At 54.7% G+C, this 21,493-nt stretch carries 18 protein-coding genes and 3 pseudogenes; 9 read left to right on the forward strand and 12 right to left on the reverse strand.

What is annotated here, in order from left to right; genetic code table 11:
* The first annotated feature begins 1,112 nt into the window (after nt 1-1,112).
* Nucleotides 1,113-1,751: an SDR family NAD(P)-dependent oxidoreductase gene (locus PverR02_RS11865; protein ID WP_321572499.1), complete on the forward strand. Its 639-nt coding sequence runs from the start codon at nt 1,113-1,115 to the stop codon at nt 1,749-1,751.
* A 203-nt stretch (nt 1,752-1,954) separates the two neighbouring features.
* Here the strand turns inward: PverR02_RS11865 and PverR02_RS32560 are convergent, their stop codons facing one another.
* The 7 genes and pseudogenes from PverR02_RS32560 to PverR02_RS11900 all read right to left on the reverse strand — a co-directional run bounded on the left by PverR02_RS32560 (nt 1,955) and on the right by PverR02_RS11900 (nt 7,868).
* Nucleotides 1,955-2,209 (reverse strand): hypothetical protein, encoded by a 255-nt coding sequence (locus tag PverR02_RS32560; protein WP_079443449.1) that lies wholly within the window; start codon nt 2,207-2,209, stop codon nt 1,955-1,957.
* A 213-nt stretch (nt 2,210-2,422) separates the two neighbouring features.
* Nucleotides 2,423-3,331, reverse strand: a complete 909-nt coding sequence (locus PverR02_RS11875; RefSeq protein ID WP_079443450.1) for a LysR family transcriptional regulator — start codon at nt 3,329-3,331, stop codon at nt 2,423-2,425.
* 68 nt (nt 3,332-3,399) lie between these two features.
* Nucleotides 3,400-3,981, reverse strand: a complete 582-nt coding sequence (locus PverR02_RS11880) for a DUF924 family protein (protein WP_079445007.1) — start codon at nt 3,979-3,981, stop codon at nt 3,400-3,402.
* Nucleotides 3,982-3,985: 4 nt separating this feature from the next.
* Nucleotides 3,986-5,714: pseudogene (locus PverR02_RS11885) on the reverse strand (monovalent cation:proton antiporter-2 (CPA2) family protein).
* A 16-nt stretch (nt 5,715-5,730) separates the two neighbouring features.
* Nucleotides 5,731-6,000 (reverse strand): hypothetical protein, encoded by a 270-nt coding sequence (locus tag PverR02_RS11890; protein WP_079443451.1) that lies wholly within the window; start codon nt 5,998-6,000, stop codon nt 5,731-5,733.
* A 150-nt stretch (nt 6,001-6,150) separates the two neighbouring features.
* A complete protein-coding gene (locus PverR02_RS11895) occupies nt 6,151-6,924 on the reverse strand; it encodes an SDR family oxidoreductase (protein WP_079443452.1) in 774 nt (257 codons plus the stop codon).
* A gap of 599 nt (nt 6,925-7,523) precedes the next feature.
* A complete protein-coding gene (locus tag PverR02_RS11900; protein ID WP_079443453.1) occupies nt 7,524-7,868 on the reverse strand; it encodes a winged helix-turn-helix transcriptional regulator in 345 nt (114 codons plus the stop codon).
* Nucleotides 7,869-8,010: 142 nt separating this feature from the next.
* On the opposite strand from PverR02_RS11900, the gene PverR02_RS11905 reads away from it, so the two are divergent.
* Nucleotides 8,011-8,994: an NADPH:quinone reductase gene (locus PverR02_RS11905; RefSeq protein ID WP_167379483.1), complete on the forward strand. Its 984-nt coding sequence runs from the start codon at nt 8,011-8,013 to the stop codon at nt 8,992-8,994.
* 98 nt (nt 8,995-9,092) lie between these two features.
* Here PverR02_RS11905 and PverR02_RS32565 read toward each other — a convergent pair.
* Nucleotides 9,093-9,323 (reverse strand): annotated as a pseudogene (locus PverR02_RS32565) (GNAT family N-acetyltransferase); the annotation flags it as partial.
* A gap of 107 nt (nt 9,324-9,430) precedes the next feature.
* The gene (locus PverR02_RS11915; protein WP_079443455.1) at nt 9,431-9,646 is read right to left on the reverse strand and encodes a hypothetical protein; all 216 of its coding nucleotides are present in this window, start codon (nt 9,644-9,646) and stop codon (nt 9,431-9,433) included.
* Between PverR02_RS11915 and PverR02_RS11920 the strand changes: the two genes are divergently transcribed.
* The 5 genes from PverR02_RS11920 to PverR02_RS11940 all read left to right on the forward strand — a co-directional run bounded on the left by PverR02_RS11920 (nt 9,628) and on the right by PverR02_RS11940 (nt 14,731).
* Nucleotides 9,628-9,984 (forward strand): capsular polysaccharide synthesis protein, encoded by a 357-nt coding sequence (locus PverR02_RS11920; RefSeq protein ID WP_227778846.1) that lies wholly within the window; start codon nt 9,628-9,630, stop codon nt 9,982-9,984. The two genes, PverR02_RS11915 and PverR02_RS11920, sit on opposite strands and share 19 nt — an antisense overlap.
* Nucleotides 9,985-10,198: 214 nt before the next feature.
* A complete protein-coding gene (gene yhhA / locus PverR02_RS11925) occupies nt 10,199-10,381 on the forward strand; it encodes a YhhA family cyclophane-containing RiPP (RefSeq protein WP_079443457.1) in 183 nt (60 codons plus the stop codon).
* A gap of 9 nt (nt 10,382-10,390) precedes the next feature.
* Nucleotides 10,391-12,565, forward strand: coding sequence for a cyclophane-forming radical SAM/SPASM peptide maturase YhhB (gene yhhB / locus PverR02_RS11930; protein ID WP_079443458.1), 2,175 nt, complete (start codon nt 10,391-10,393; stop codon nt 12,563-12,565).
* On the forward strand, nt 12,522-13,535 hold the full coding sequence (locus PverR02_RS11935) for a hypothetical protein (RefSeq protein ID WP_079443459.1): 1,014 nt from the start codon (nt 12,522-12,524) through the stop codon (nt 13,533-13,535). Before yhhB ends, PverR02_RS11935 begins: the two co-directional genes overlap by 44 nt.
* The gene (locus tag PverR02_RS11940) at nt 13,520-14,731 is read left to right on the forward strand and encodes a class I SAM-dependent methyltransferase (protein WP_079443460.1); all 1,212 of its coding nucleotides are present in this window, start codon (nt 13,520-13,522) and stop codon (nt 14,729-14,731) included. Before PverR02_RS11935 ends, PverR02_RS11940 begins: the two co-directional genes overlap by 16 nt.
* A gap of 230 nt (nt 14,732-14,961) precedes the next feature.
* Here the strand turns inward: PverR02_RS11940 and PverR02_RS11945 are convergent, their stop codons facing one another.
* On the reverse strand, nt 14,962-16,734 hold the full coding sequence (locus PverR02_RS11945) for an SIR2 family protein (RefSeq protein ID WP_079443461.1): 1,773 nt from the start codon (nt 16,732-16,734) through the stop codon (nt 14,962-14,964).
* A 263-nt stretch (nt 16,735-16,997) separates the two neighbouring features.
* Here PverR02_RS11945 and PverR02_RS11950 point away from each other — a divergent pair, with 263 nt between their 5' ends.
* Nucleotides 16,998-18,044, forward strand: a complete 1,047-nt coding sequence (locus PverR02_RS11950) for a DUF4062 domain-containing protein (protein WP_079443462.1) — start codon at nt 16,998-17,000, stop codon at nt 18,042-18,044.
* A 132-nt stretch (nt 18,045-18,176) separates the two neighbouring features.
* Nucleotides 18,177-18,597, forward strand: a pseudogene (locus PverR02_RS11955) (OprD family outer membrane porin); the annotation flags it as partial.
* 406 nt (nt 18,598-19,003) lie between these two features.
* Here PverR02_RS11955 and PverR02_RS11960 read toward each other — a convergent pair.
* Both PverR02_RS11960 and PverR02_RS11965 read right to left on the reverse strand, forming a co-directional pair.
* Entirely contained in the window at nt 19,004-19,321 is a 318-nt protein-coding gene (locus tag PverR02_RS11960; RefSeq protein WP_079443463.1) for a cupin domain-containing protein, read from the reverse strand.
* Nucleotides 19,322-19,359: 38 nt separating this feature from the next.
* Nucleotides 19,360-21,393 (reverse strand): NADH:flavin oxidoreductase, encoded by a 2,034-nt coding sequence (locus PverR02_RS11965; protein ID WP_079443464.1) that lies wholly within the window; start codon nt 21,391-21,393, stop codon nt 19,360-19,362.
* Nucleotides 21,394-21,493: the final 100 nt, after the last annotated feature.

A 21,493-nucleotide genomic window follows, 5' to 3' on the forward strand; every position in this document is an offset into this window, starting at 1 on the left:
CCAGCAGAGACTGTGGCATGCGCTCCTGAGCGGGCCGCTGAATAACAAAGGTGGCGAGACGAGTGAGTCGCGTGCCCTGAGAGCGCCTTTTGAGGAAAACTGTACGTGTGTGGCCATCACGGCAAAATACTGATGGAAAGCAAGCATGTAAAAAAGCACTTTGCAGATGATTGTTGATGAACGGGAAATTGTTAAGGAGCTTGGTCTTTTTGTTAGGATGATTGATGGAAAAAGTTGGGACTAGATCGGAGGTGTTTCGAGAATGATGTAGTGTTTGATTACGGTGACGGCCACGATCAGTTTGGAATTGCCTTTTAAGTGGCCACGATGCGCCGTTATATTGATTTTTGCGGGTCTATCCGGCACTTGATCGGTTCCATAATGGTAAAAGTGGAGAGCAAAAAAATGACAAACATACACCTATGTTCAAGCTTGCCATCAACATGCCAACGATCCTGTTGGTACAGTGTTTTATTCCAATGGTGAGTATGTCGACCGCTGGGAGCATCGCACTGAAAGTGGGCGCGCTGTGCGCCGTAGCGTGACCTAGTACTGCACTTCGGCGATCCGCCGATTCTTCAACTGGAGCTCTGATCTTTATTTACACCGTGATGGTATGGATAGCAGGTACTGCACATCCATGTGTAACCTGAGGCTGCAGAAGGGGATCGCGAATTCAGCCTTGCAAGTAGATTTGCAGACTCAATGAAAGAAACCGATATGGTGCTGCAGTGCAGCCTCTGCACTTCAGTCGACATTCCGCAAACAGCGCTTGTACTAACTGATCCGCGTTCGCGAACGGCTTGACACGAGCGCGTCGAGCCGCGACTGCAGAATCATCCGCCGTCAAATGCCCTTCACCACATAGTCGCTGGTCAGCGATTTGCTACGGGCCTTTAAGGCCCAAGGCGTTCAGGTGTTCAGCAAACAATGCCAGTGCCTAGGCCTGCTTAAGATAGGCCGCACTCATTATATTGAGTCATCTAATCTATTTGGATGAGAATGTTTACAACATTCGCCGATACGATTTCCACTCAATTATCAGAGGAGTTGAATATGGGTCGGTTGAATGGACGCGTCGCTATTATTACCGGTGGCGGTGAGGGGTTGGGCTGGGAATTGCGCGCCGTTTCGCCCGGGAGGGAGCTACCCTAGTGATTGCCCAGCGAAAGATTGAGGTGGGGGAGTGTGTCGCGCAATCACTTCGTGAAGAGTTCGGTGTGCGTGCACAATTCCTGACGATAGATGTGTGTATTAAGGAGCAAGTAGAGCGACTTATCGCAGATACAGTCAGTCGCTTCGGCGCGATAGATATCCTGGTTAATAACGCTGGCGGTGGAATTGCTCCTAAGTCACTAGCAGAAACTTCCGATGCGGATGTAGCTTATGGCATGGATCTCAATTTTTGGTCGTCCTACTGGGCAATGCAGGCGTCTTTTCCACATATGCAGGAGCGTGGGTGGGGACGCATCGTCAATTTTGGTTCACTGAATGGCGTAAACGCCCACATGCACACGGTTCCTTACAACATAGGCAAGGAAGCTGTACGCGCACTCACGCGCACCGCAGCCGTCGAGTGGGGTCAGTTTGGCATTTGCTGTAACGTGATTTGTCCCGCAGCACGTACTGCTGCGTACGATGAGTTCGAGCGCACCTGGCCAGAAGCTGCTGGGGCCATAACCCGACAGGTCCCGAACAGGCGCATGGGTGACCCTGAGAGGGATATTGGGGGGGGCCTTGTTTCTGGCTAGCGATGATGCAGCACACGTAAACGGCATGACTATCCATGCAGACGGCGGGTCGCACGTCAATGGCGTGGCTTGGCGTCCCGATGGAGACTGATTTTTAAGGTTCTTCACGGAGTTCCGGAAAACACAGAAACAAAAACGCCGATTTGATTGATGATGTTTGTGCGAGCACTTCAGTAGAGTCCGGCATATGAGTTCCCGTTTAATTACCCCACAGATGAACGCCGGGAAGACTGTCTAGACATAACCATTTCTTCCAGTATTTCCCGGATAAGCCTATTGATTCCCGATTCCCCGTGATAGTGGGCGCGTTTGATGTTTACGATGGTGAACTGATCAGCGTCGTGCGCCGTTACAGTCACTGAAAGGCTGCCCTCGGGATTGAACGCACAACTAACTGCACAGTTAGGAAGGCGAGCGGAAAGGGCTGTTTCAATCTCCACTTTGGTTAGCGTGTCCATGAGTTCACCGGATTAAAAGCCTAAAGACGACAAGGTTAGTTCAGAATACCGCTGCGTAAATACTGGCAAGGTAATGGCGTTCCGGGACGTTCCTTTGGGTGTAGCTGTTCATGGTTACAATAGATTCCTAAGAAACACCCTCCGTTGGCTGAAGAGCGAAACGTGATGGCCGATGTGCGAGGCAAAGCCTTTGGCCGTGAGTGTGAACACGTATCACGGTTCGAGGTGCGGCCCCATCAGATCCTCGAACCACTCGATGAATGCCCCGAGCCGACGCGTTCTCTGGCGACGGTGCGGATACAGCAAGGACACCTGCATCGGCGCGGCACGGAACTCGGACATGACCTCGATCAGTTCCCCGCTGTCCAACAGGTGTTTCACGTCGAAGCGGGGTATCTGGATCAAGCCGAGCCCGGCACGGCAGCAGGCGATGTAGCTCTCGGCATTGTTGACAACTACCCGGCTGGGTACGTTACTGGTCTGCTCCTGCCCGTCGGCCGGAGCGTGCTCCCAGGGTAATTCCCGCCCCGTGGTGGGAGAGGCGTAGCCAACCGCCCAGTGCCCGGCGACCAGGTCCCTCGGCTGCTGCGGCACGCCGTGTTCATGCAGGTAGGCTTTGCTGGCGCAGTTGATCAAGGCGATAGCGCCCAGCGGTCGCACCGCCAGGCTGCTGTCCGACAGTGTGCCCACGCGTACCGCGCAGTCGACGCCCTCCTGCACCAGGTCGATGGCGCGATCGGTAGAGCCGAGTGTCAACTGCAGTTGAGGATAGCGCCGCAGCAGACCCGGCAACGCCGGCGCGATGAGGCGTCGCGCAATGCGGCTGGGCGCATCGATCCTGAGTTGGCCAACCACTTGGCGCTGGCTGCTCTGGAACAGTTGCTCGACGTCCTCGGCGTCCGCCAGCAATGGGCGCAAGCGCTCGAGCAGTTGTGTGCCATCCGCTGTCAGATGGACCCGGCGCGTCGTGCGGTTCAACAGGCGGACGCCGATCTTCTCCTCGAGTTGCTGGATCGCTGCGGAAACGCTGGCGCGAGGCAGCTCCAGCGCATGGGCGGCCTTGATGAAACTGCCCATTTCGGCGACCCGCACGAAGACGCGGTACTGATCGAGTTTGTCCATGTGCATTCAACCCTGGGAGTGGTGCCAAGCCCGGACGCGGAGTCGGCGTTCGTGGGACGGTAGGATGATCACCCCGCGAATCCTCCCTGATCCAGAAAGATTTGCTCTGTCGGCGTAGTCTGGCGCAACAGTAGCGGATTACGGTGCGGAAAACGGCCGAAACGCCGAATGATGTCGCGATGGCCTTCGGCATGGGAGCGGGCGCTCGGCCCCAGCCGGGTATTGAGTGCCACGGACAGATGCTGGTCAGCGAGGTCTTCCGAATGTGCAAAGGGCAGGCAGAAGAACAAACGCAGTTCCGGATCAACGGCGTCCATGTGCCGCTGTGAATGGGCGATACGTGCGAAGTGCCGCGCCAGTGGGTCGGTCGCGTACATGTGGCCAGTGCCGCGGAAAGCATTTCGCGGGAATTGGTCGAGCAGGATCATCAGCGCCAGCGCACTTTCCGGCTCACCGATCCAGTGGTCGACCTCGCGCCGGGCCGCCGCCAGGTGCAGGTCGAAAAAGCGTTCGCGAAAGTGCTGATCCAAGGCCGGGTCCTTATCAAACCATCGAGCCGAGCCGACTTCCTGCCAGAATTGGACCACGTCGGTCGCGCGTTCACCGGTATCCAGCAGCAGCTCGGAGTGTGGAGACGATGTAGTCGCCATCGCATCAGCCCCTCGGTTGCGCATTGCCCTGAATCAGGGATTTGCCGGCATAGATGCCCCCCGACACCTCCAAGGCCAAGCGCTCGGCGTCGGTATGGCGTATCTGCGCGGCGAGTGCTTCGGACGCCTCGGGCGTGGCGCCGAGCGCCATCGAGGTTTCGCGGCCAAAAGCCATGGCCGATTCGAAGGTGACGCGGACCTGGTAGTCCACATCGGCCTTGATTAGCTCGATGGCGTGTTCGCGGTCGTGAGCGCGCGCAAGCACCCGGGCATGTGGGAACGCCGCCTTGGCATGTTCGACGATCCGCGTGACGGCCCGCGCATCGTCCACGCACACCAGGATGGCTCGGGCATGGTGCGCGCCAGCGGCATGCAACACATCGACGCGCGTGCCGTCGCCGTAGTGCACCTTGAAACCGAAGTCACCGGCATCCCGCGCCACTTGGGGGTCATGGTCGATGATGGAAATGTCGGCCCCCCAGCGCCAACACATGCTGGCTCACGATCTGAGCGAAGCGACCGAAACCAACGATGAGCACACTGCTAGCCAGTGCGTTGGGTGTCTGCGCGCCCTCCATGGAAACCCCGGTTCTCGGCCCCCAACGCCGGTGTGCGATCACCGCCAGCGGGGTCAGCGCCATGGACAGTACGATAATCGCCGTCGTGTTGGCATTGACGGTCGGGTCGATCACGCGGCTGGTCAGCGCGGCGGCGAAGAGCACAAAGGCGAACTCGCCGCCCTGGGCCATTAGCACGGCGCGGTCCAGGGCCTTGGCGTGCGAGCTTTTTGCCAACCGTGCCATGCCGTAGATGCTTGCGCCCTTGATCAGCATCATCGCCAGCACGCCCGTCACGATGATGGGCCAGTTACGCCCCACCGCGGTCAGGTCCAGCGACATGCCCATGCCGAGAAAGAACAGGCCCAGCAGCAAGCCGCGAAAAGGTTCGATGTCCGCCTCGAGCTGGTGGCGAAACGTCGATTCGGACAGCAGCACGCCAGCCAGAAAGGCACCCATGGCCATGGACAGTCCACCCAGTTGCATGAGCAATGCCGCGCCCAGCACCACGAGCAGGGCGGCAGCGGTCATCACCTCACGGGCTTTGGCGTTGGCGAGGATGCGAAATAACGGGTTGAGCAGCCAGATACCCGCCGCAACCAGTGCGGCCAGCGCGCCGGCCGCCGGCGAGGCTGGGTCGAGGGGCGCAATGAACGCCACCAGCGCCAGCAGCGCCAGCAGCAGCACGATCAGTAGGTCCTCGAACAGCAGAAAGGCCACTATTTTCTGGCCGCGCGGGGCCGCGATGTCACCACGCTCGCCCAACAGTTGCATGACGATAGCGGTAGAGGTGAGTACAAAACCCATACCGCTGACGAAGGACACCGCCGGCGAGAAACCGAAAGCCACACCCACTCCGGTCAGCAGCAGGCCACAGACCAGGATCTGCAAACTGCCCAGGCCGAAGATGTCGCGCCGAATGCTCCACAGATGGGAGGGCCGCATTTCCAGGCCGATGATGAAAAGGAACATCACCACCCCGAGTTCGGCAGTGTGCAAGATGGTTTGCGGATCGCTGAAAAGCCCCAGCCCGAAAGGGCCGATTGCCAGGCCCGCCGCCAGATAGCCCAGCACCGAGCCCAGGCCCAGACGCTTGAACAATGGCACGGCGACCACTGCCGCACCCAGCAAGGTCACGAACTTGGTCAGGTCGCCCGCACTGCCTTCGATCGACATGTCATGTTCCCCAAAGTCAGGTGCGTGCGAACTGCCAGGCCGCAATTGCGGCCGTGATGGCAGGCAGCGCAAAGACCAGCAGCAGGATCGGAAACTCCTCGCGTGCGCTGTAGCCGGCATGGCTGACGCCCACCCACATGTTCACACCCGCCAACAGCAGCCACACCGGCACAAATGCCTTGGCCGCCAGCGCCATGCCTAAGGCGCTCGCCCCCCAGAGCCAGCCGAACAGGACGAAGACGCCCAAAAGAACCAACCCACCGCTTATAACCATCAGCACATGCATTTCGATTTTCCTCGTCTGTTGATGGGCTTCAATCCGGTCGTCTTCTCCCTCAATCCGTCAGTTGATCGGCGAAATAATGCCGCCATTGATGAAGCTGGTAGTGCCCGTTATCCAGCGGCTTCCGGCGAGACAAGGAACAGGCCGAGTGGCTTACTTGGTGGTGTAGCCGCCGTTGATGAGAATTGTCTGGCCGGTAATCCACCAACCGTCGCTCACCAGGTGGCGAATGAAGGGCACCACATCCTCGATGTCGGTCAGGCCGGTTTTGCTCGACGGCGAGAGCGCCGCAGCCGTCTTGTGGTACGCCACGGCATCGGCGCCTTCGGCCGGGTAGAAGAATGGCGTATCCATTGGGCCGGGGCCGACCGCGGTCACCGAAATGCCGCGCGCGCCCAACTCTTTGGATGCTGCGCGGGTGTAGTGCTCGACCGGTGCCTTGGTGCCGGCATAGGCCGCGTAGAACGGTGTGAACGCGCCCAGCAGCGAGGTGACCACGGTGCAGATCTTACCGTTGTCGTTCAGGTGCTTGCCGGCTTCCTTGAGAAAGAAGAAGGCGGCCTTGGAGTTTACCGCAGTCATCTCGTCATATTCGGCCTCAGTGATCTCGGCCATGGGTTTCTTTAGCACCTTGCCGACGGTGTTGATGGCGATGTCCGGTTTGCCTACAGAGTTGATCGCGTCGGCAAACAGTTTCTCGACGGCACCCGCTGTGGTGAGATCAGCCTGCAACGCCACGGCTTGCGCGCCGCTGGCCTGAATGGCTGCGACGGTCGCCTCGGCATCGGCCTTGGAGGAAGCGCTGTTGTAATGAATGGCGATGGCCTTGGCGCCTTGCGTGGTGAGGTCGCGGGCGATCAGGCCGCCAAGGTTCTTGGCTCCGCCGGCGATCAGTACTACCTTGCCCTTGATGGAATGGTCTGCCATGGGAAATCTCCTGCACGGGTGTAAGGAGTTTCAGCATAGGCGCCCGTATGCGCTGGATAAATCAGGTTTGACTGGATGGATTATCCATAAAATCTGTCTAATTCTAAGATCGTTCAGACATTGCCGTAGAGTGCAATTGGTATCGTCAGCGCAATGAGACATTGCCTGTGATTGGGACATTTGCACTGTCCGTCGTGGCCAGTACATTCTTCATTCGCTTGAGATGACGAAGCAGTTCTGACCAAAACCCTGCCAAGGGTGAGCACTGAGATGAGCCTTCATGTGCTCGTCTATAAACCTCAAACGAACATGAGCATCTTGGGTATCGCAGGACCGATGGAGGCAATCAGGGCTTGAATCCAGCCGCTTGCTCGCCCGTGAGTAGCCGTTTGGGCCACTGACGCGGCCCAAACGGCATTACGAACGTCTATGTAGCTGACTAAGGTAATTCGCGCTTCCACCCACGGATTCCACAGGCAACCCTCGCGACTCACCGTTTCGACGAATTTTGCGCGTTTTCACAAAGCCTGGACCCAAAGCAGACCCACCGAACTGCATGGGCGTCCTTTTCCTAAGCAAGGAGCCGTAGCTCGCTGCGCTTAGCCATTCCGTGTGCGGGTCTTGCTCTCCAGGTAGTGTTCGCCCCAGGATTTCATCGCTTCCAGTGTCGGAGTCAGTGTGTTTCCGAGCGCCGTCAGCGTGTACTCCACCCGTGGAGGCACTTCGGCAAATACTTCACGGCTGACAATGCCGCTTGCCTCAAGCTCGCGCAGCTGTAACGTCAACGAGCGCTGCGTGACCCCGCCGATCAGCTTTTTCAGTTCGCCGAAACGCTTGGTTCCGCTCAGCAGGTAGTGAATGATCAACGGCTTCCATTTGCCGCCCGCGATGTGGACGGTGATTTCGACTGTGCATCGGTATTGATCGAGCTTGTCACGCGCCATGACGCTGCCTCAGTTCAGATAGAAAATCAATAGTATACTTTTTACCCTTATACATAAAGAGTGTGCCTACTTGTAAAAAATATACTGGATTTCGATAATGGTGCCTTACACAAGCATGCCTTCCACGTCGGAGAACAAAGCCATGAAAGCCGCTTTTTACGAGCGTCAAGGCCCTGCACATGAGGTGCTTTGCGTCGCCGAAATCCCTGATCCCCATCCCGGCCCCGGAGAAGTCCGAGTGCGGGTGCACGTGTCGGGACTGAACCCAACTGACCTCAAGGCCCGCACCGGGTTCTCCTCCACGATGCCGTTCTCGCGAATCATTCCGCACCAGGACGGCGCAGGCGTCATTGACGCCGTGGGCGATCCGAAAGAGGCTAGTCGGGTAGGTCAGCGGGTATGGATCTATGAAGCGCAGTACGGCAGGCCGACAGGAACCGCGGCCGACTATGTCGTGGTGCCGTCGGCGCAGGCTGTGCCACTGTCTGATAACGTATCTTTCGAGGTCGGCGCATCACTCGGCATCCCGGCCTTGACTGCTCATCGTTGTCTGTTCGCCGATGGCGACATCCGGAGCAGGAATGTACTGGTGCAAGGCGGAGCGGGCGTGGTCGGCACTGCTGCCATCCTCCTGGCAAAGTGGGCGGGCGCGTGGGTAGCGGCCACCGTCAGGAATGAAGAGCAGGCCGCCGTCGCTCGGGCGGCGGGGGCAGATCTGGTGTTGGACCGTCTAAATGAAGATGTTGCCGCGGTAGTCAAGGCGCGCACGGGCAACAGGGGTGCGGACCGCATCGTCGACGTTAACGTGAAGGCGAACCTGGATATAGACCTTGCATGCGTGGCGCCTGGGGGTGTCATCAGTGCCTACGGGATGACGCATGCCACCGATGCGCTCACCTTGCCGCTGTTAAGCGCGATGGTGCATGGATGCGTGCTGCGCTTCGTGTTTATCTATTCGGTACCCGTGGCGGCGAAAATTGACGCGATTAGGGACATCAACGCCTGCCTGGCCAGTGGCAACTATGCGCCCCATATCGGGATGAGTGTGCCGCTGGAGAGGATCGCCGACGCGCACCTCGCTCTTGAATCGGCATCCGTTATGGGCAAGGTACTCGTCGCTTTGTGAGCGAGGTCGGTCACAAAGCCGACATTGCTAAGCGTCCGCTAATAGCCCAGAGTTTGTAAAAACACGATCGCAGCCCGCCCTAACGGGCTAGGTGACGGTCATACGTTCTCATTATCCGATCGGGTAAACGAATACCGATCGATATCAGACCTAAGCTGCCAACCTTGGCTGTGCCAATAGTTAGCAGCTGTTAAATTGGTCTTGAAAACGTCGAGATTACATTTAAGTATTCCGTGTATCTCAAGACTCGAAAGACACCGTGCTACCATCGCATTTGCTATGACTTGCCGCCGATACTGAGAAAGGACAACCAAATGCTGCAAATATCCTGCTCACAAGGGGCGCTGGGGGCAGACGCAAACAGAGCATGCTGACTTCCCGCTGCATGCGCAAAAGTTAGAGAAAGGGAGGAATGAAGACGTCGAGGATAGCTCGGCTAGCGTGGGCCTTCGGCTCTCAGCTTGGCCAAGCCTTGTTTGATGTATCCAACGATCTTACCGATCGTGTGAAGCGCGCCACGGACGTAATCGCCAGTATCCTTTCCCTTTTGATGCTCTTCTCTCAGAGTCAATTTCATCACGGCGACCTCTAAGGTAAGTTGGTTTTGGTGCAGCCGCTCAAGGACATCAGAAAGTGAATATTCAGTGGGCATTGTTTCGGCTCACCTACACAGCCCATACCGCCTTATGTCGCGCTGGCACTGGTATTAATGCGCAGAGTGTAGGGGGGGGGCGCCTACTGTTGCTTACCCCTCGTACGGTCGAAAACTACCTAGGGCCGGAAATCCTCGACAGAGGGTGGACCTTTGAGTCGCTGGCCTTCACTTTGGCCGACGGTATTGAGACCATCATCGCCAAGAGCGATTTCATCCGTATGGCGTTCGTGCATCGGTATGGCGGTATTTGGGTGGACGCTGGTACTTGGCTCCTGCGCGACCCGACCGAGGCGATCTTCCCGATGGGTGAGCGCCTAGCTGCATTGGTGCAGTGAGTGCCTGTTCGCCTCCCGTGACTAGCTATCGCTGAGTGTGAAGTCATCTTAAGGGCTAAGATCAGCGAAAAGCTTCGAAAAACATCAAATCTCCGCTAAAAATTACTCCAGTAAGTGTGCATTTATTCAATTTGTTACAAGGTCGATAATAAACCTTGAAATTTTGGATCCATCGTCCATGATAATGGCACTTCAACATGTCAAGGAGTATGCGATGTCATCTACAGCAATCAAGATCGAAGAGTCGACCCAGTCGACAATTCGCCATAGCCTGGCGAAGGTGCAGAGTACCAATCCGGCAATCCAACGCCTGCGTTCGCGCGTGTTGACTGAGTCGGACGCCAGCCAAGTCATCACCAGTTATGATCGTTTGCATCACCGCCATAACCGTTCGTGAGTCGTCTGCATGGACGCCGCTAAGTTTTCGTCGTTTTTGGTAAAAGTGGCCTCGCGATGCAACCTTGATTGCGATTACTGCTATGTCTACCACCACGCGGATCAGAGTTGGCGCTCCATGCCCAAATTTCTCTCCGCTGATCACCGCCAGGCATTTGCCCGACAACTCGCGGAGTACGTACTTCAGACTAATCTGAAACACTGTACAGTCATTTTCCATGGTGGTGAGCCCTTGTTGGCAGGTGCTCAATCGCTAGCGGATTTTGCGCAACTTCTGCGTGAGGCCTGTACCATTTCTGTTGATGTCAGCCTGCAGACGAATGGTCTGTTGTTGACTTACGAGGCACTGGGCATCCTTGAGAAAGCTGACATCGGTGTGTCGCTCAGTCTCGATGGGCCCAAGTCTGCTAATGACAAACATCGTCTGACCCGAAAGGGGCGTTCGAGTTTTGAGCAGACGGAGCAGGCACTCAAGCGTCTGCAGCAGTATCCGTCGATCTTCGCGGGTGTCATTGCTGTGGTGGACGCTTCGATAAGCGCGAATGAGCTGTTTGAATATTTTGATCAATTCAGCATTCCGCGTTTGGATTTCCTGTTACCCGACGCCCACTGGCTTCGCCCGCCTCCAGGACGAAACCAAGACCCAGGTCTGTACGAGAATTGGCTGGTCAATGCATTTGATGTCTGGTTCGACCAATATGCGCACATTCCACTGAGAACCTTTGAGGCTCTGCTCGATGTCAGTGCAGGGCTGCCCTCAGGTACTGATGCATTTGGCTTTGGAGACGTGAGCTTGTTGTCGATTGAGACTGATGGCAGCTATCACGATCTGGACGTTCTGAAAGTTACCCAGGATGGAGCAACCAAGCTCGGAGGAACAGTGTCAGATACGTCCATTGCTGAGGTGGCTCTTTCACCTTCCATCGAGCAGCATCGGCGTTATTTGCGCAAGGATGGTCTGTCAGCCACTTGCCAGTCATGTGCAATCGTAGAAGTCTGTGGTGGCGGCTCACTTCCTCATCGCTTCGATGAGAATGGCTTTAGTAATCCAACGGTGTACTGCAACGAAATGAAGCGGTTGGTCTCGCACATCAACAATCGATTGAAGGAGCATCTTTCTTCCGATTTGTTTGAAGAGCCCACAGTGTCGCTTCCTGACTCATTCGACTTGACCCGTTTCGAATTGGCCGAGACCTCCCGATCTCACTTGGATTGGCTGTGTTGCGGTGCCCGAGAGGAGGCGGTTGGGCGTCTGCACGAGGCGTTGAGTTTGTTCGCGCAGGACAATCGAGCCACGCAGCTTAAATCAATGGATGGTGCCACCTTTGAGTCTGTGGCAGTTCATCCAGGTGCCATAGCATGGTCGAGTGCGGTAGTGGCTCAGAACCGAGGGCACACCTTATTAGCAGTGGACGGTCAGCCCGTTGCAGTTAGCCCGGTCTATCTGGATCTGTTGCTTACACTGGCTGGTGAGAAAAAGGATGGTGCTGACCTTGATGTTGGTCGTGATGACCGTTGGCTGAGGGCGCCATTCGGAGACGCTATTTTCTTCGAAGGCGATGAGCTTGTGGATGCCGGGCGAGAACTTGTTGAGTGTGCCATGGCGATCGTTAAAGCTTGGCGTCCAGAGCTCGCGGCCGAGATATTGGCAGCATGCAGTGCTGTTCAATTTGTTCGTGATCCCACCGCAGATCCAAAAAAAATCGTATCGTTCAGTGACAATTCCGTTCCAGGCGCACTCTACGTGTCGATTTCTCAAGGTGAGGGATTGATTGATCCGTACGATTTGGCGGACTCATTGATCCATGAACATCGCCACCAAAAACTCTATCTTCTGGAGCGATACGCGCCGACTGTCGAGCGTACATCTGCCCAAGTCGTGTCTCCTTGGAGAGAGGACTTGCGACCACCCTCTGGGTTGCTCCATGCAGTCTTCGTTTTTGTAGAGCTCAAGCGTTTCTGGATTTATGTGCGTGACCACGGGCCAGTGAGCCTCAGCTCGCGCGCGGTAAACCAAATCGAAGACACCGATCTGCACCTGAAGCAGGCATTCGTCACGCTGAAAGAGTGTCCATTGACGCAGGTCGGGCTGAGCCTTGTTGACATATTGAACCGCGCCGCCCAGGAAGGGACAGAGTCCTATGAGTCTGCCGATCACCATTCCACTTTCCCGACTGTCACTTGACCCACAACAAAGACATGCTCAGCTTCGGGACTATTTCTGCGATAAAGATGCAATAGCCAGTCAGGCCGGCGACCTTTGGAGTTTGGAGCTGGGATGGTCGGATGATCCGTATCGCTACATCGACCCTCTGCTCAACGATGGCCTTGCATGGTGGGGCGATGATTTGCGTTGTCAGGATATGGCTGTCGCTCGTAAACGCAGGGGGCGGGTGCTGCTGTCGTTGAATGATACATGGACACTGGAAAGCTGGAGCGAGTGGTTGGCCAGGAATCCGCAACATTCCGAACTTACCGTCCTTCATGTCGATGACCATAAAGATCTAGGTGCGCCTCGACTCTTTGAACATGCTGACGGTTGGATCGATCCAATCGAAAAACAGGTCGTCAATTTGCTTCAGCCCAGCACGGTAGCGAGAGCGATCATGAGTGGCGCTTTGGGGATGGGTAGTTTTTTGACACCCTTTCTTCACTACGCTCCTGCAACAGATGTGCGGCATCTTTGCCAAGGCCCCAAATGCATCGGTACGCATGATTCGATGATTAATCTGGAACTGCTGGCAGATACGTTGCTGAGTCCCGGTGAGAATCGTCCTGCGGTTTCGCTTATTCCGGTTGAGAAAGGAGTGGGGCGCGGGCGTTATCGATTCACTGATGATCTCGACGCTTGGCTTGAGGGGCTAGAAGGGAATGACGCAGCCATCTTGCTTCACATTGACATGGACTACTTCTGCAATAGGTATGACGGCGACAGTGATTCGGTTGAGCATCCGTGTCCTTTGAACTGCCCGTTACCGGATGTGTTGAATCGTATTGATGAGTTAATCCAGGCATTGCAACGGCACGGCCTGGTGGATCGTATTGCAGATATCGTGATTGCGTTTTCTCCAGGTTTCTTCCCAGCGGAGTTCTGGGCTCAAAGTTGCGATCGGCTACTTCTCGGCTTGGGAGAGTCGCCATGGCTCGATCGTTGAGCGGTACGAAGGCGAAAGTAGCCAAGCGGCAGACGCGTAACCCTCCTGCAGGAAAAGCCAAATCAAAGTTGGGCCCTGTCTGCGCAGATGCTATCGAGTTGGTAAAAATCCCGGGTTCGCGTGAGCGAGGTGGTGGGCCGGGAGGAGAGGCTTGGATCATATTGGCCAATGGCAAGAGGGCAGGTGCCGCTTACATCAATATCGTCGATGATCCGATCCGTGGCCTTCATGCATCCTTTCACGTATTTCTGAACAGGCCCAGTCAGGGCCGTCAGATTGGTCGCATTGCCTACCTGCGTTGCTGTGCACTCAGTCAACACGATGTCATTTACGCGCATATGCGCAAATCCAATACATCATCGCGCAAGGCGGCTGAGCATGCTGGTTTTGTCGATGCGACAGGGCCTGATGACTCTCAGCTTGTGTTGGTATGGCACAGGCCGGCCGCCGATAGGAACGAGGAAGCTGTGGTCGGCTCGGATGACGACGGTTTAACCGTTCGCAATGAAACTCCATCGCAATGTCATGACGTCGGTCGTCAATTGGTTGGTCAGTCCACGGATCAGGCAGGCGGCATAGTTGAGAACCCTATGAGTTCGATCGAGTTGGATTTTGACGAAAAGAATGAAGACGTGCTCGTTTGGGGCGGCCAGGTGGTCATGTCGCGTACCGAAGAGGAGTACTTCAGGGCCTTGTTTTTTCGACTTGCCTACCTCAATCCAGCAACCGTGCTGGAAATTGGTTTCGGGCTAGGCATCTCGGCCAGTCTCATACAGGAGCATATGAAGCCTACCCGGCACGATATTGTTGAGATCGAAAAGGCCGTCTACCAAGACCTGGAGCGTTTTGCTGAGGCAAATCCGTCTGTGCATCCCCACTGCGGAGATTGGAAGCAGCTCACCATTGATCAACGGTACGACTTCATATTTTTTGATCCGTTTGATTACTCTCCAAATAAGCAGGGAGCTGAAGGGGAGCGCAGTGATACGGCGAGGCGGATGAAGCTTCTCCTGAATCCTGGAGGCGCTCTGTGTCACCCGCACTTTGGCGATGGCGACGTACCTGATCTGCCGGGTTTCACAACGGTCATCGTCGAGCGCCTAAAGGTGCCGCCTATTAGAATGGCCGATGAAACGTCTTGCGAAGATGTGGCCATAGTTTTTCATCAGCCAGAAGATTTTCGGACTGAAGCATAATGGGGTAGGCGAAGGGCGCCCAAACGTTGTCTTTAGACGTGAGGTGTTATCGTTGACTTAGCGTCCGCTGTCGGTAATCGACAGAGCCTGTTCTATTCCGATCAGGCTCTGCGGACTGCGTTAAATGTATCGTGCTAAACCAACTTGTTGGTAGTCTTCGTCTGGGGAGGGGGCGAGTACTCGTCTATCCGGGCGATGACTCAGCTATTAGAGGATTCCGAACTTACCAATCACCACCTCGACAATCGCTGCAGACCTTCCAAGAAGCGTTGAAGGTAGGATTGGCTGCCCAAGGCAAATCCAGCGGCTAACAGGGGTGCCTTGTACTCGTCCGTCGAGTACTCATGGATAAAGCGGTTGATAGTCTCTGAGTGCCAAGTGAGACGTCCCATTGCGATTTGCCGGAACTGGTTTTTCTCAATCATGTCATTGAGCACATCTTCGTTAACACCACGCTGTTGGATGAAACGCAAAAGGCACAGAAATTCGAATCGCTCGTAGAGAAGCACCGGGTCATGTACTCCGGCAAAGCTCTGAGCCCAACGAGTGGACAGTACGCTCGCCAACCTATCGCTCAGAGGAGTTTTGGCATTTGTCTGACCTTCGAATCCTCTCCAATGTTGAAGCAAACCAGTACCATCCTCAACGTAAAACGGTGATAGCTCCTCTCCCATGACACTTGGTATCTCGCGCCTGTTCATCAGTGCAGAGCCAAGGAGTTTATACAATTCATCCAGGCGTCCGGCGCGGGTAAGTCCCATGCCATAGCCATACATGATCAAAGCGGCTGGGTAGCTCTTCAACGCCAGCCAGTGGGTGTAGCCGGACTGTTCCTTTTGTGCTTCGGCGTAAAGCCCTTTGATAGCGTCCAACACCAAATTTGATTCATTCCCGGTACCCCAGCTTCCCAGCACAGTGCAAAGCCTTGCTAGCGGCTCGATGGATGCCTCAAACAATAGAACCCAGTCATTGAACGATTGGGATCTGCGATCTTCACGAGATTCGAAAATCGGTGCCAAGTGGGCGATGGCTTGATGAGTTTGAGTTGCCACCAAATCGTCCAACTGAATCCTGTGCTCGGGTTTGGCAATAAAGCGCTTTGCCATCGCGATGGTGAGTTCGATTCCCAGGGGGTTGGCTTGGCGCGACTGCTGAATGGTCTCAAGCTTCACATTCAGTCCGTCAAAAAAAATGTCTGCGTCAGCACTTCTCACCACGGATGCGCGGCGGTGCGCTACCAACTCCTCCCCGCGCTCGGACAGCCGACCACGTGCCAGCCAAAAGGTGGGGTAGCGCCGAGATGGAGCCCGAAGAAGCGCAGTTCTCAATGCGTGATCCCATTCGCCCGACCACCCAGCGACTATCAACCCAAACTCATCGATGATGCGGTCAAGGAGGGTGTTGAATTCGGAGGGGTACCCACTCAGCTCTACGTCTGTGTTGAGAATCCTCGCGTCTTTGTAATCGCCATGAACCTTGAAAATGTAGCATTGTGTGTGGGTAAGCGGTTCAGCTCCAACCAACGTATCGACTGAAGTGACCACCGTTGGCTCAATCCCAAGATCGCGTAAGGCGTTCTCCATCAATCTGTCAAAGTTGGTGGTGATGATGACGCGCACGTGGCCGGACTTAACCATGGCGGCGATCGCGTGATGCGCTCGTGTAGGCACCTTTAGGCCATCCTCCAGTTCCTGCTCGTTGGGCTCGAGGAAACCTTGAATAATCGCTCGTCGCTCCGTTTGTGTACTGGCCAGAGTCTCCAGCAGTGATGAGTAATTGGGTTGTTGCCCTGTCTGACCTACGTACCAGGAGAGCCAGTCCTCTTGTTCGCCCGCGCCCGAGGCAATGCCTGCCCGCTTGACCAGCTCCATCGTGATTTCCCAGCCCGTGGGTATCCCGGCAGAACGAGAAACCCCAGATCCAAGCAGCACTGCATATACACCCTTGTTCTCATACATGGAGAATGCAAGCTGGGTCGTGGGATCGCTAGCAATGGTAGTCATGCAGTAGTCCTTGAGATCGTGGAAGGTATCCGAATGTCATGATGCGGAAACGATGTCCTTTGCCGAGATTAGTGTAATGGATGGCGGTTGCTTGGCGTGGTCGTGGACGCCGATCAAAAGCCCCTTTTTTCACAACAGCGGTTTCGTTCGCTGAGAGGGCAAGGGAAAGGAGATGGCTGCAGTGACACGACACGTCAGCCAGACGGTATGATCGCTATGCTTCTACGACAGAGGGGCGCGCAGGCATTTAATGGGGGATTTCTATGAAGGTGTTCGTCAGCTCCGTTGTTCGCGATTTTGAGCAATATCGTGCTGCAGCCAAAAAGGCAGTTTCACTGCTTGGCCATACTCCAGTGATGTGCGAGGACTTTGGCGCAAGACCTTATTCCTCCCAAGAGGCATGCATGACGGAGGTCGATCAGGCGGATATCGTGGTGCTCATCCTCGGGGCAGAATTCGGATATCAAACAAGCAGCGGGGAATCGGTGACCCAGCAGGAGTTCCGTCGAGCAAAAGCTGGTGGTAAGCCAATTCTGGCATTTCTGCAAGAGCTGCCAGTTGAGGGGAAGCAGCAAGATTTTCGCTGGGAAGTATCCGACTACGTTGATGGCCTGTTCCGGGTGACCTTTACCAATGAGCAGGAGCTGTCGGACGGCATTGTCCGTGCGCTCAGCCAGATGGCTGTCAGCCGTGAAGCCATTTCTGAGCAAGACTTCGTTCGTGAGCTTCAGCAGCGACCAAACGACAGTCGGTGGGGTATCCGGAGTGATGAAACGCGCCTGGAGCTCGCTTTCCTGCCGCAGCCTAAGCTGGCAGGTAGTCTGCGCGCGGCCCATATGCGGCACGAGGCGTTTTTCTTGAAGCTTTGCCAGGCAGGATTGGGTGAGCTCAAGGCAGGCTACGATGATTTTGACAACGCTGATCTGACGGGGCTGGATACCAAAGGTCTTGTGTGGAGACATCATGATAGTGGAATGAGTTGGTTGTCGATCTCCCTGACCAACCCATCATCGGCCGGCAATTCCTTCGCCTCGTACTACATTTCTCCATCTCATGTTAGGGCGGCGGCACTTGCAGCATTTGAGCTGCTAAGCGAGGGGAAAGGTGGATGGCTCCAACTCGGACTGTATGGCGTGGCCTATAAAGTGTTTGCTGAGCCTCCGGCGGGTTCGGTCACTAGCATGTCGATGCCACACCGTTCAGAGCAGAGCCTGGAGGCGCGCCAATTGATGATTCCCGCCTCTACTGGCGCTTACAGCCGCTGGCTCGATGACGTAATGTTCCGCTTTGCGCGAAAGCTATCAACGTAGTCTTGTTCGATGTTTGCCTTGTGAGGTCGCGCTTTAATCGCTAACCCCTTGGGATCAAGGGCGCCACATAGGAGGACGGTTTTGGACGTGCAGACACACATATTGAGATTGGTGCAGGGACTAGAAGGCCCACTCTCGGCCAAATACGGTGGCGACACCTTCTAAGTCGGCCTGCAAAAAATCGGCGGCGATGATGCCTGGATGCGCGTCAATGGCACTAGCGGCAGTATCCTGCGAACGACAGCTACAACTTCAGCTACGACAACGCCAAGGAAGTATCCGGCAGATGCGCTACGACCTCAGCTTCGCTGCCGTCGGCGTGCCGGGCCTGACGCTGATGAACCCCTACATCAGCCATGACAACGTGCACACCGCCACGGTCAACGATGGCAAGGAATGGGGCCGTGAGACCGAGCTGGCTTACACCGTGCAGAGCGGTTCGCTGAAAAGCCTCAACGTGAAATGGCGCAATGCGTTGATTCGTCGGGACGTCAGCACCAATGAGTTTGATGAAAACCGGATTTTTATTAATAATCTCCTGTCTTTGTTATAAAGTGTCTTTAGCTCGCGCTCTACACGATGTATAAGCTGCGGCCGGACGGATAGGTTGTGATCGGTTTTACAGTTTTCGATATGAGGGGAGCAAAATAATTCCTTCTGCGGGGTCAATCTGGCATATTTGACTAAATTTTTTAATCTCATTGTGGGATATGTAAGGGGGGGGAACTCATGGTGGTATTATTCTGAAGCTGTCAGAGGTCAGCCCGCCTAGATCGCACAAGAGACGTCCGTAGATTGAGCCAGGTTGGCATTAAAAAATAAAGCTGCCGAAACTAGATTTTATTTTTTATCTGCTGTTCTCTTTAGACGTGTCGGGAGATAAGCATTAAAGTTCAAAGTTTGGTTATTTCGGCAGCCCGTAGCGATCGCGTGATATGCTCAAAATATTTGCAATGTCGTTAATTGCAGATCATATAGAATTTTTTGACCGGGCGAACGGTGCGCCAGATGCACTGAGTCCCTCCGGGCATTACAAAAATGTCCCGTTCCTTGAACACATGACTTCCTCCATCCCTATAGGTTAACTCAACCTCACCTGCTAGAATAACGCAAAGTTCAAACTGGTCGGTTCGAAGATTTATTTCCAATGATTCCGGCGCTGATTGCCAATATCCGCTAACTAAGCTTCCACCAGCATGATCAAAATAGGACGCGATCTCTTGGTTTGAGAGGTTGTTAAAAATATCTGGGTCGAAGCGAATGGGTTGAACAGTCATACGTATAATCCCTTGGGCAATTGATGAGAAGGTTGGAATTAGATGTCTTTGAGAAGCCGCAAAGCATCAAAAATAGCTGCGTGCACATTTCTAGAGGATATCGCATCACCAACGCGATAAAGATCGAATTTACCTTCTGGTATTTCCGTTTGTTGGGGTAAGCCAGACAAAAGTTTATCGTATGAAATCATGCCCTTATTCCGAGATAAAGGCTTTAGCTCATAATAGAGGTCATCAAGAGGGACGGTTCCATGATTGACGATGACCTGGTCGACTATGCGCGTCGAAGTAATCTCTCCGTAATCACTTGAAACTTCCGCTCTCAAATTAATGCCTTCTCGATGAACGGACTTAAGCTTGTAAGTGACGGTGAACACCGCTCCGTATTTCTGCAAGGACCGAACATACGGGACTAGATTCATTGCCATGACCTCTGGAGAAAATGATCTGTCGGGCGTCATGATCTCTACCTGTGAGCCTTGAGTTGCAATCAGTTCTGCCGCTTGTAACGCCGCATGATCTCCAGCATCATCAAATATTAGTACATTGTTGCCCGGCTTCACTTGTCCGGAAATGATGTCCCACGTTGAAGTGACTAATTCATTACCCTCAAGCAGGATCTCAGTATTTGGAAGTCCTCCAGTGGCCACAATGACTACGTCAGGTTTTGCAGCTGTAACGATTTCGACTTCAGCCCAGGTATTGAAGTGAAAAATCACACCACGCGCAGTGCATTCAGCCATTCTCCAGTCAATGATACTTATCATCTCGCGTCGTCTTTCAGAAAGCGACGCTAGTCCTAGCTGCCCACCTGGTTGATCGGCCACTTCGAAAACGACCACTTCGTGACCGCGCTCAGCGGCAACCCGTGCGGCTTCCAGCCCCCCAGGGCCTGTACCGATAACTACAACCTTTTTTCGGATAGAAGCCTTGTTGATTGTATGTGGCATCGTTGTCTCACGCCCCGTTGAAGGGTTGTGAATACAGTACGCCGCACCGCCTTGATAGATTCTATCCAGGCAATAGTTAGCACCTACGCATGGGCGTATCGACTCTTCTCGCCCTTCAATAATTTTTCTCACGATATGGGGGTCAGCCATATGCGCGCGCGTCATACCTACCATATCTACCTTTCCTGACGATATCGCATAACGGGCGGTAGCAACGTCTTGTATCTTCGCGGCGTGAAATGTCGGAAAGTTAGTAAGTGACTTGATCTCCCCCGCGAAATCTAGATGTGGTGCGCTTGGCATTCCTTGTATGGGGATCACGTCCGTCAATCCTGCGTCAGTATCAATATGTCCGCGGACGACGTTTAAAAAATCCACCATACCGCTTTCTTTAAGGTATTGAGAGATTTTCATTCCCTCAGGCGCGGAGATGCCGCCATCTAACATTTCGTCGCCAGAGTAGCGAACTCCTACTATAAATTCGTTCCCGACACGGTTGCGGATTGCCCTCAATACATCCATCGCGAAACGCATTCGATTTTCGAAGCTGCCACCATACTGGTTGTCGAGGTCGTTAGTGATTGGAGACCAAAACTGGTCTATGAGGTGCCCGTAAGCGATCAACTCGATGCCGTCCAGACCTGCGGCTTTCATTCGTTCAGCAGCATCGGCATAGTCTTTGACTATCCGTTCAATGTCCCAATCTTCAGCTCTTTTGGGGAAAGCTCGATGCGCTTGCTCTCGTTTGTGGGAGGCTGAGACCACAGGCAGCCAGTCACCGATGTCCCAGCGAGTGCGCCTTCCAGCATGGGTCAATTGAATCATTACCGCTGCGCCGGCTTCATGGCACGCGTCAGTAAGCTCACTCATCCAGCGAACGACCTCGTCTTTGTATACGAGGATGTTGCCTACCCCAGCGGCGCTATCTGGGGCTACCGTAGCAGACCCAGCGGTCATGGTAAGCGCCAACCCCGCCTTAGCGCGTTCGACGTGATATGCCCTGTACAGGGCTTTTGGCATGCCATCCTCAGTATACGAAGGTTCATGCGACGAGGTCATGATCCGGTTACGAAGCGTTAAATGCTTGAGCTGGTAAGGTTGGAGGAGCGGATCGATGGACATTATGGCATTCTCATTGGCTGTACAGGAGCTATGTTCTGGCAATGTACACCTGTGTACGGAGGATAGTCAACGATGACCATGCAGGCGTCGTCGATGTCGT

The organism is Pseudomonas veronii (assembly GCF_002028325.1).
GTDB classification, from domain to species: Bacteria; Pseudomonadota; Gammaproteobacteria; order Pseudomonadales; family Pseudomonadaceae; genus Aquipseudomonas; species Aquipseudomonas veronii.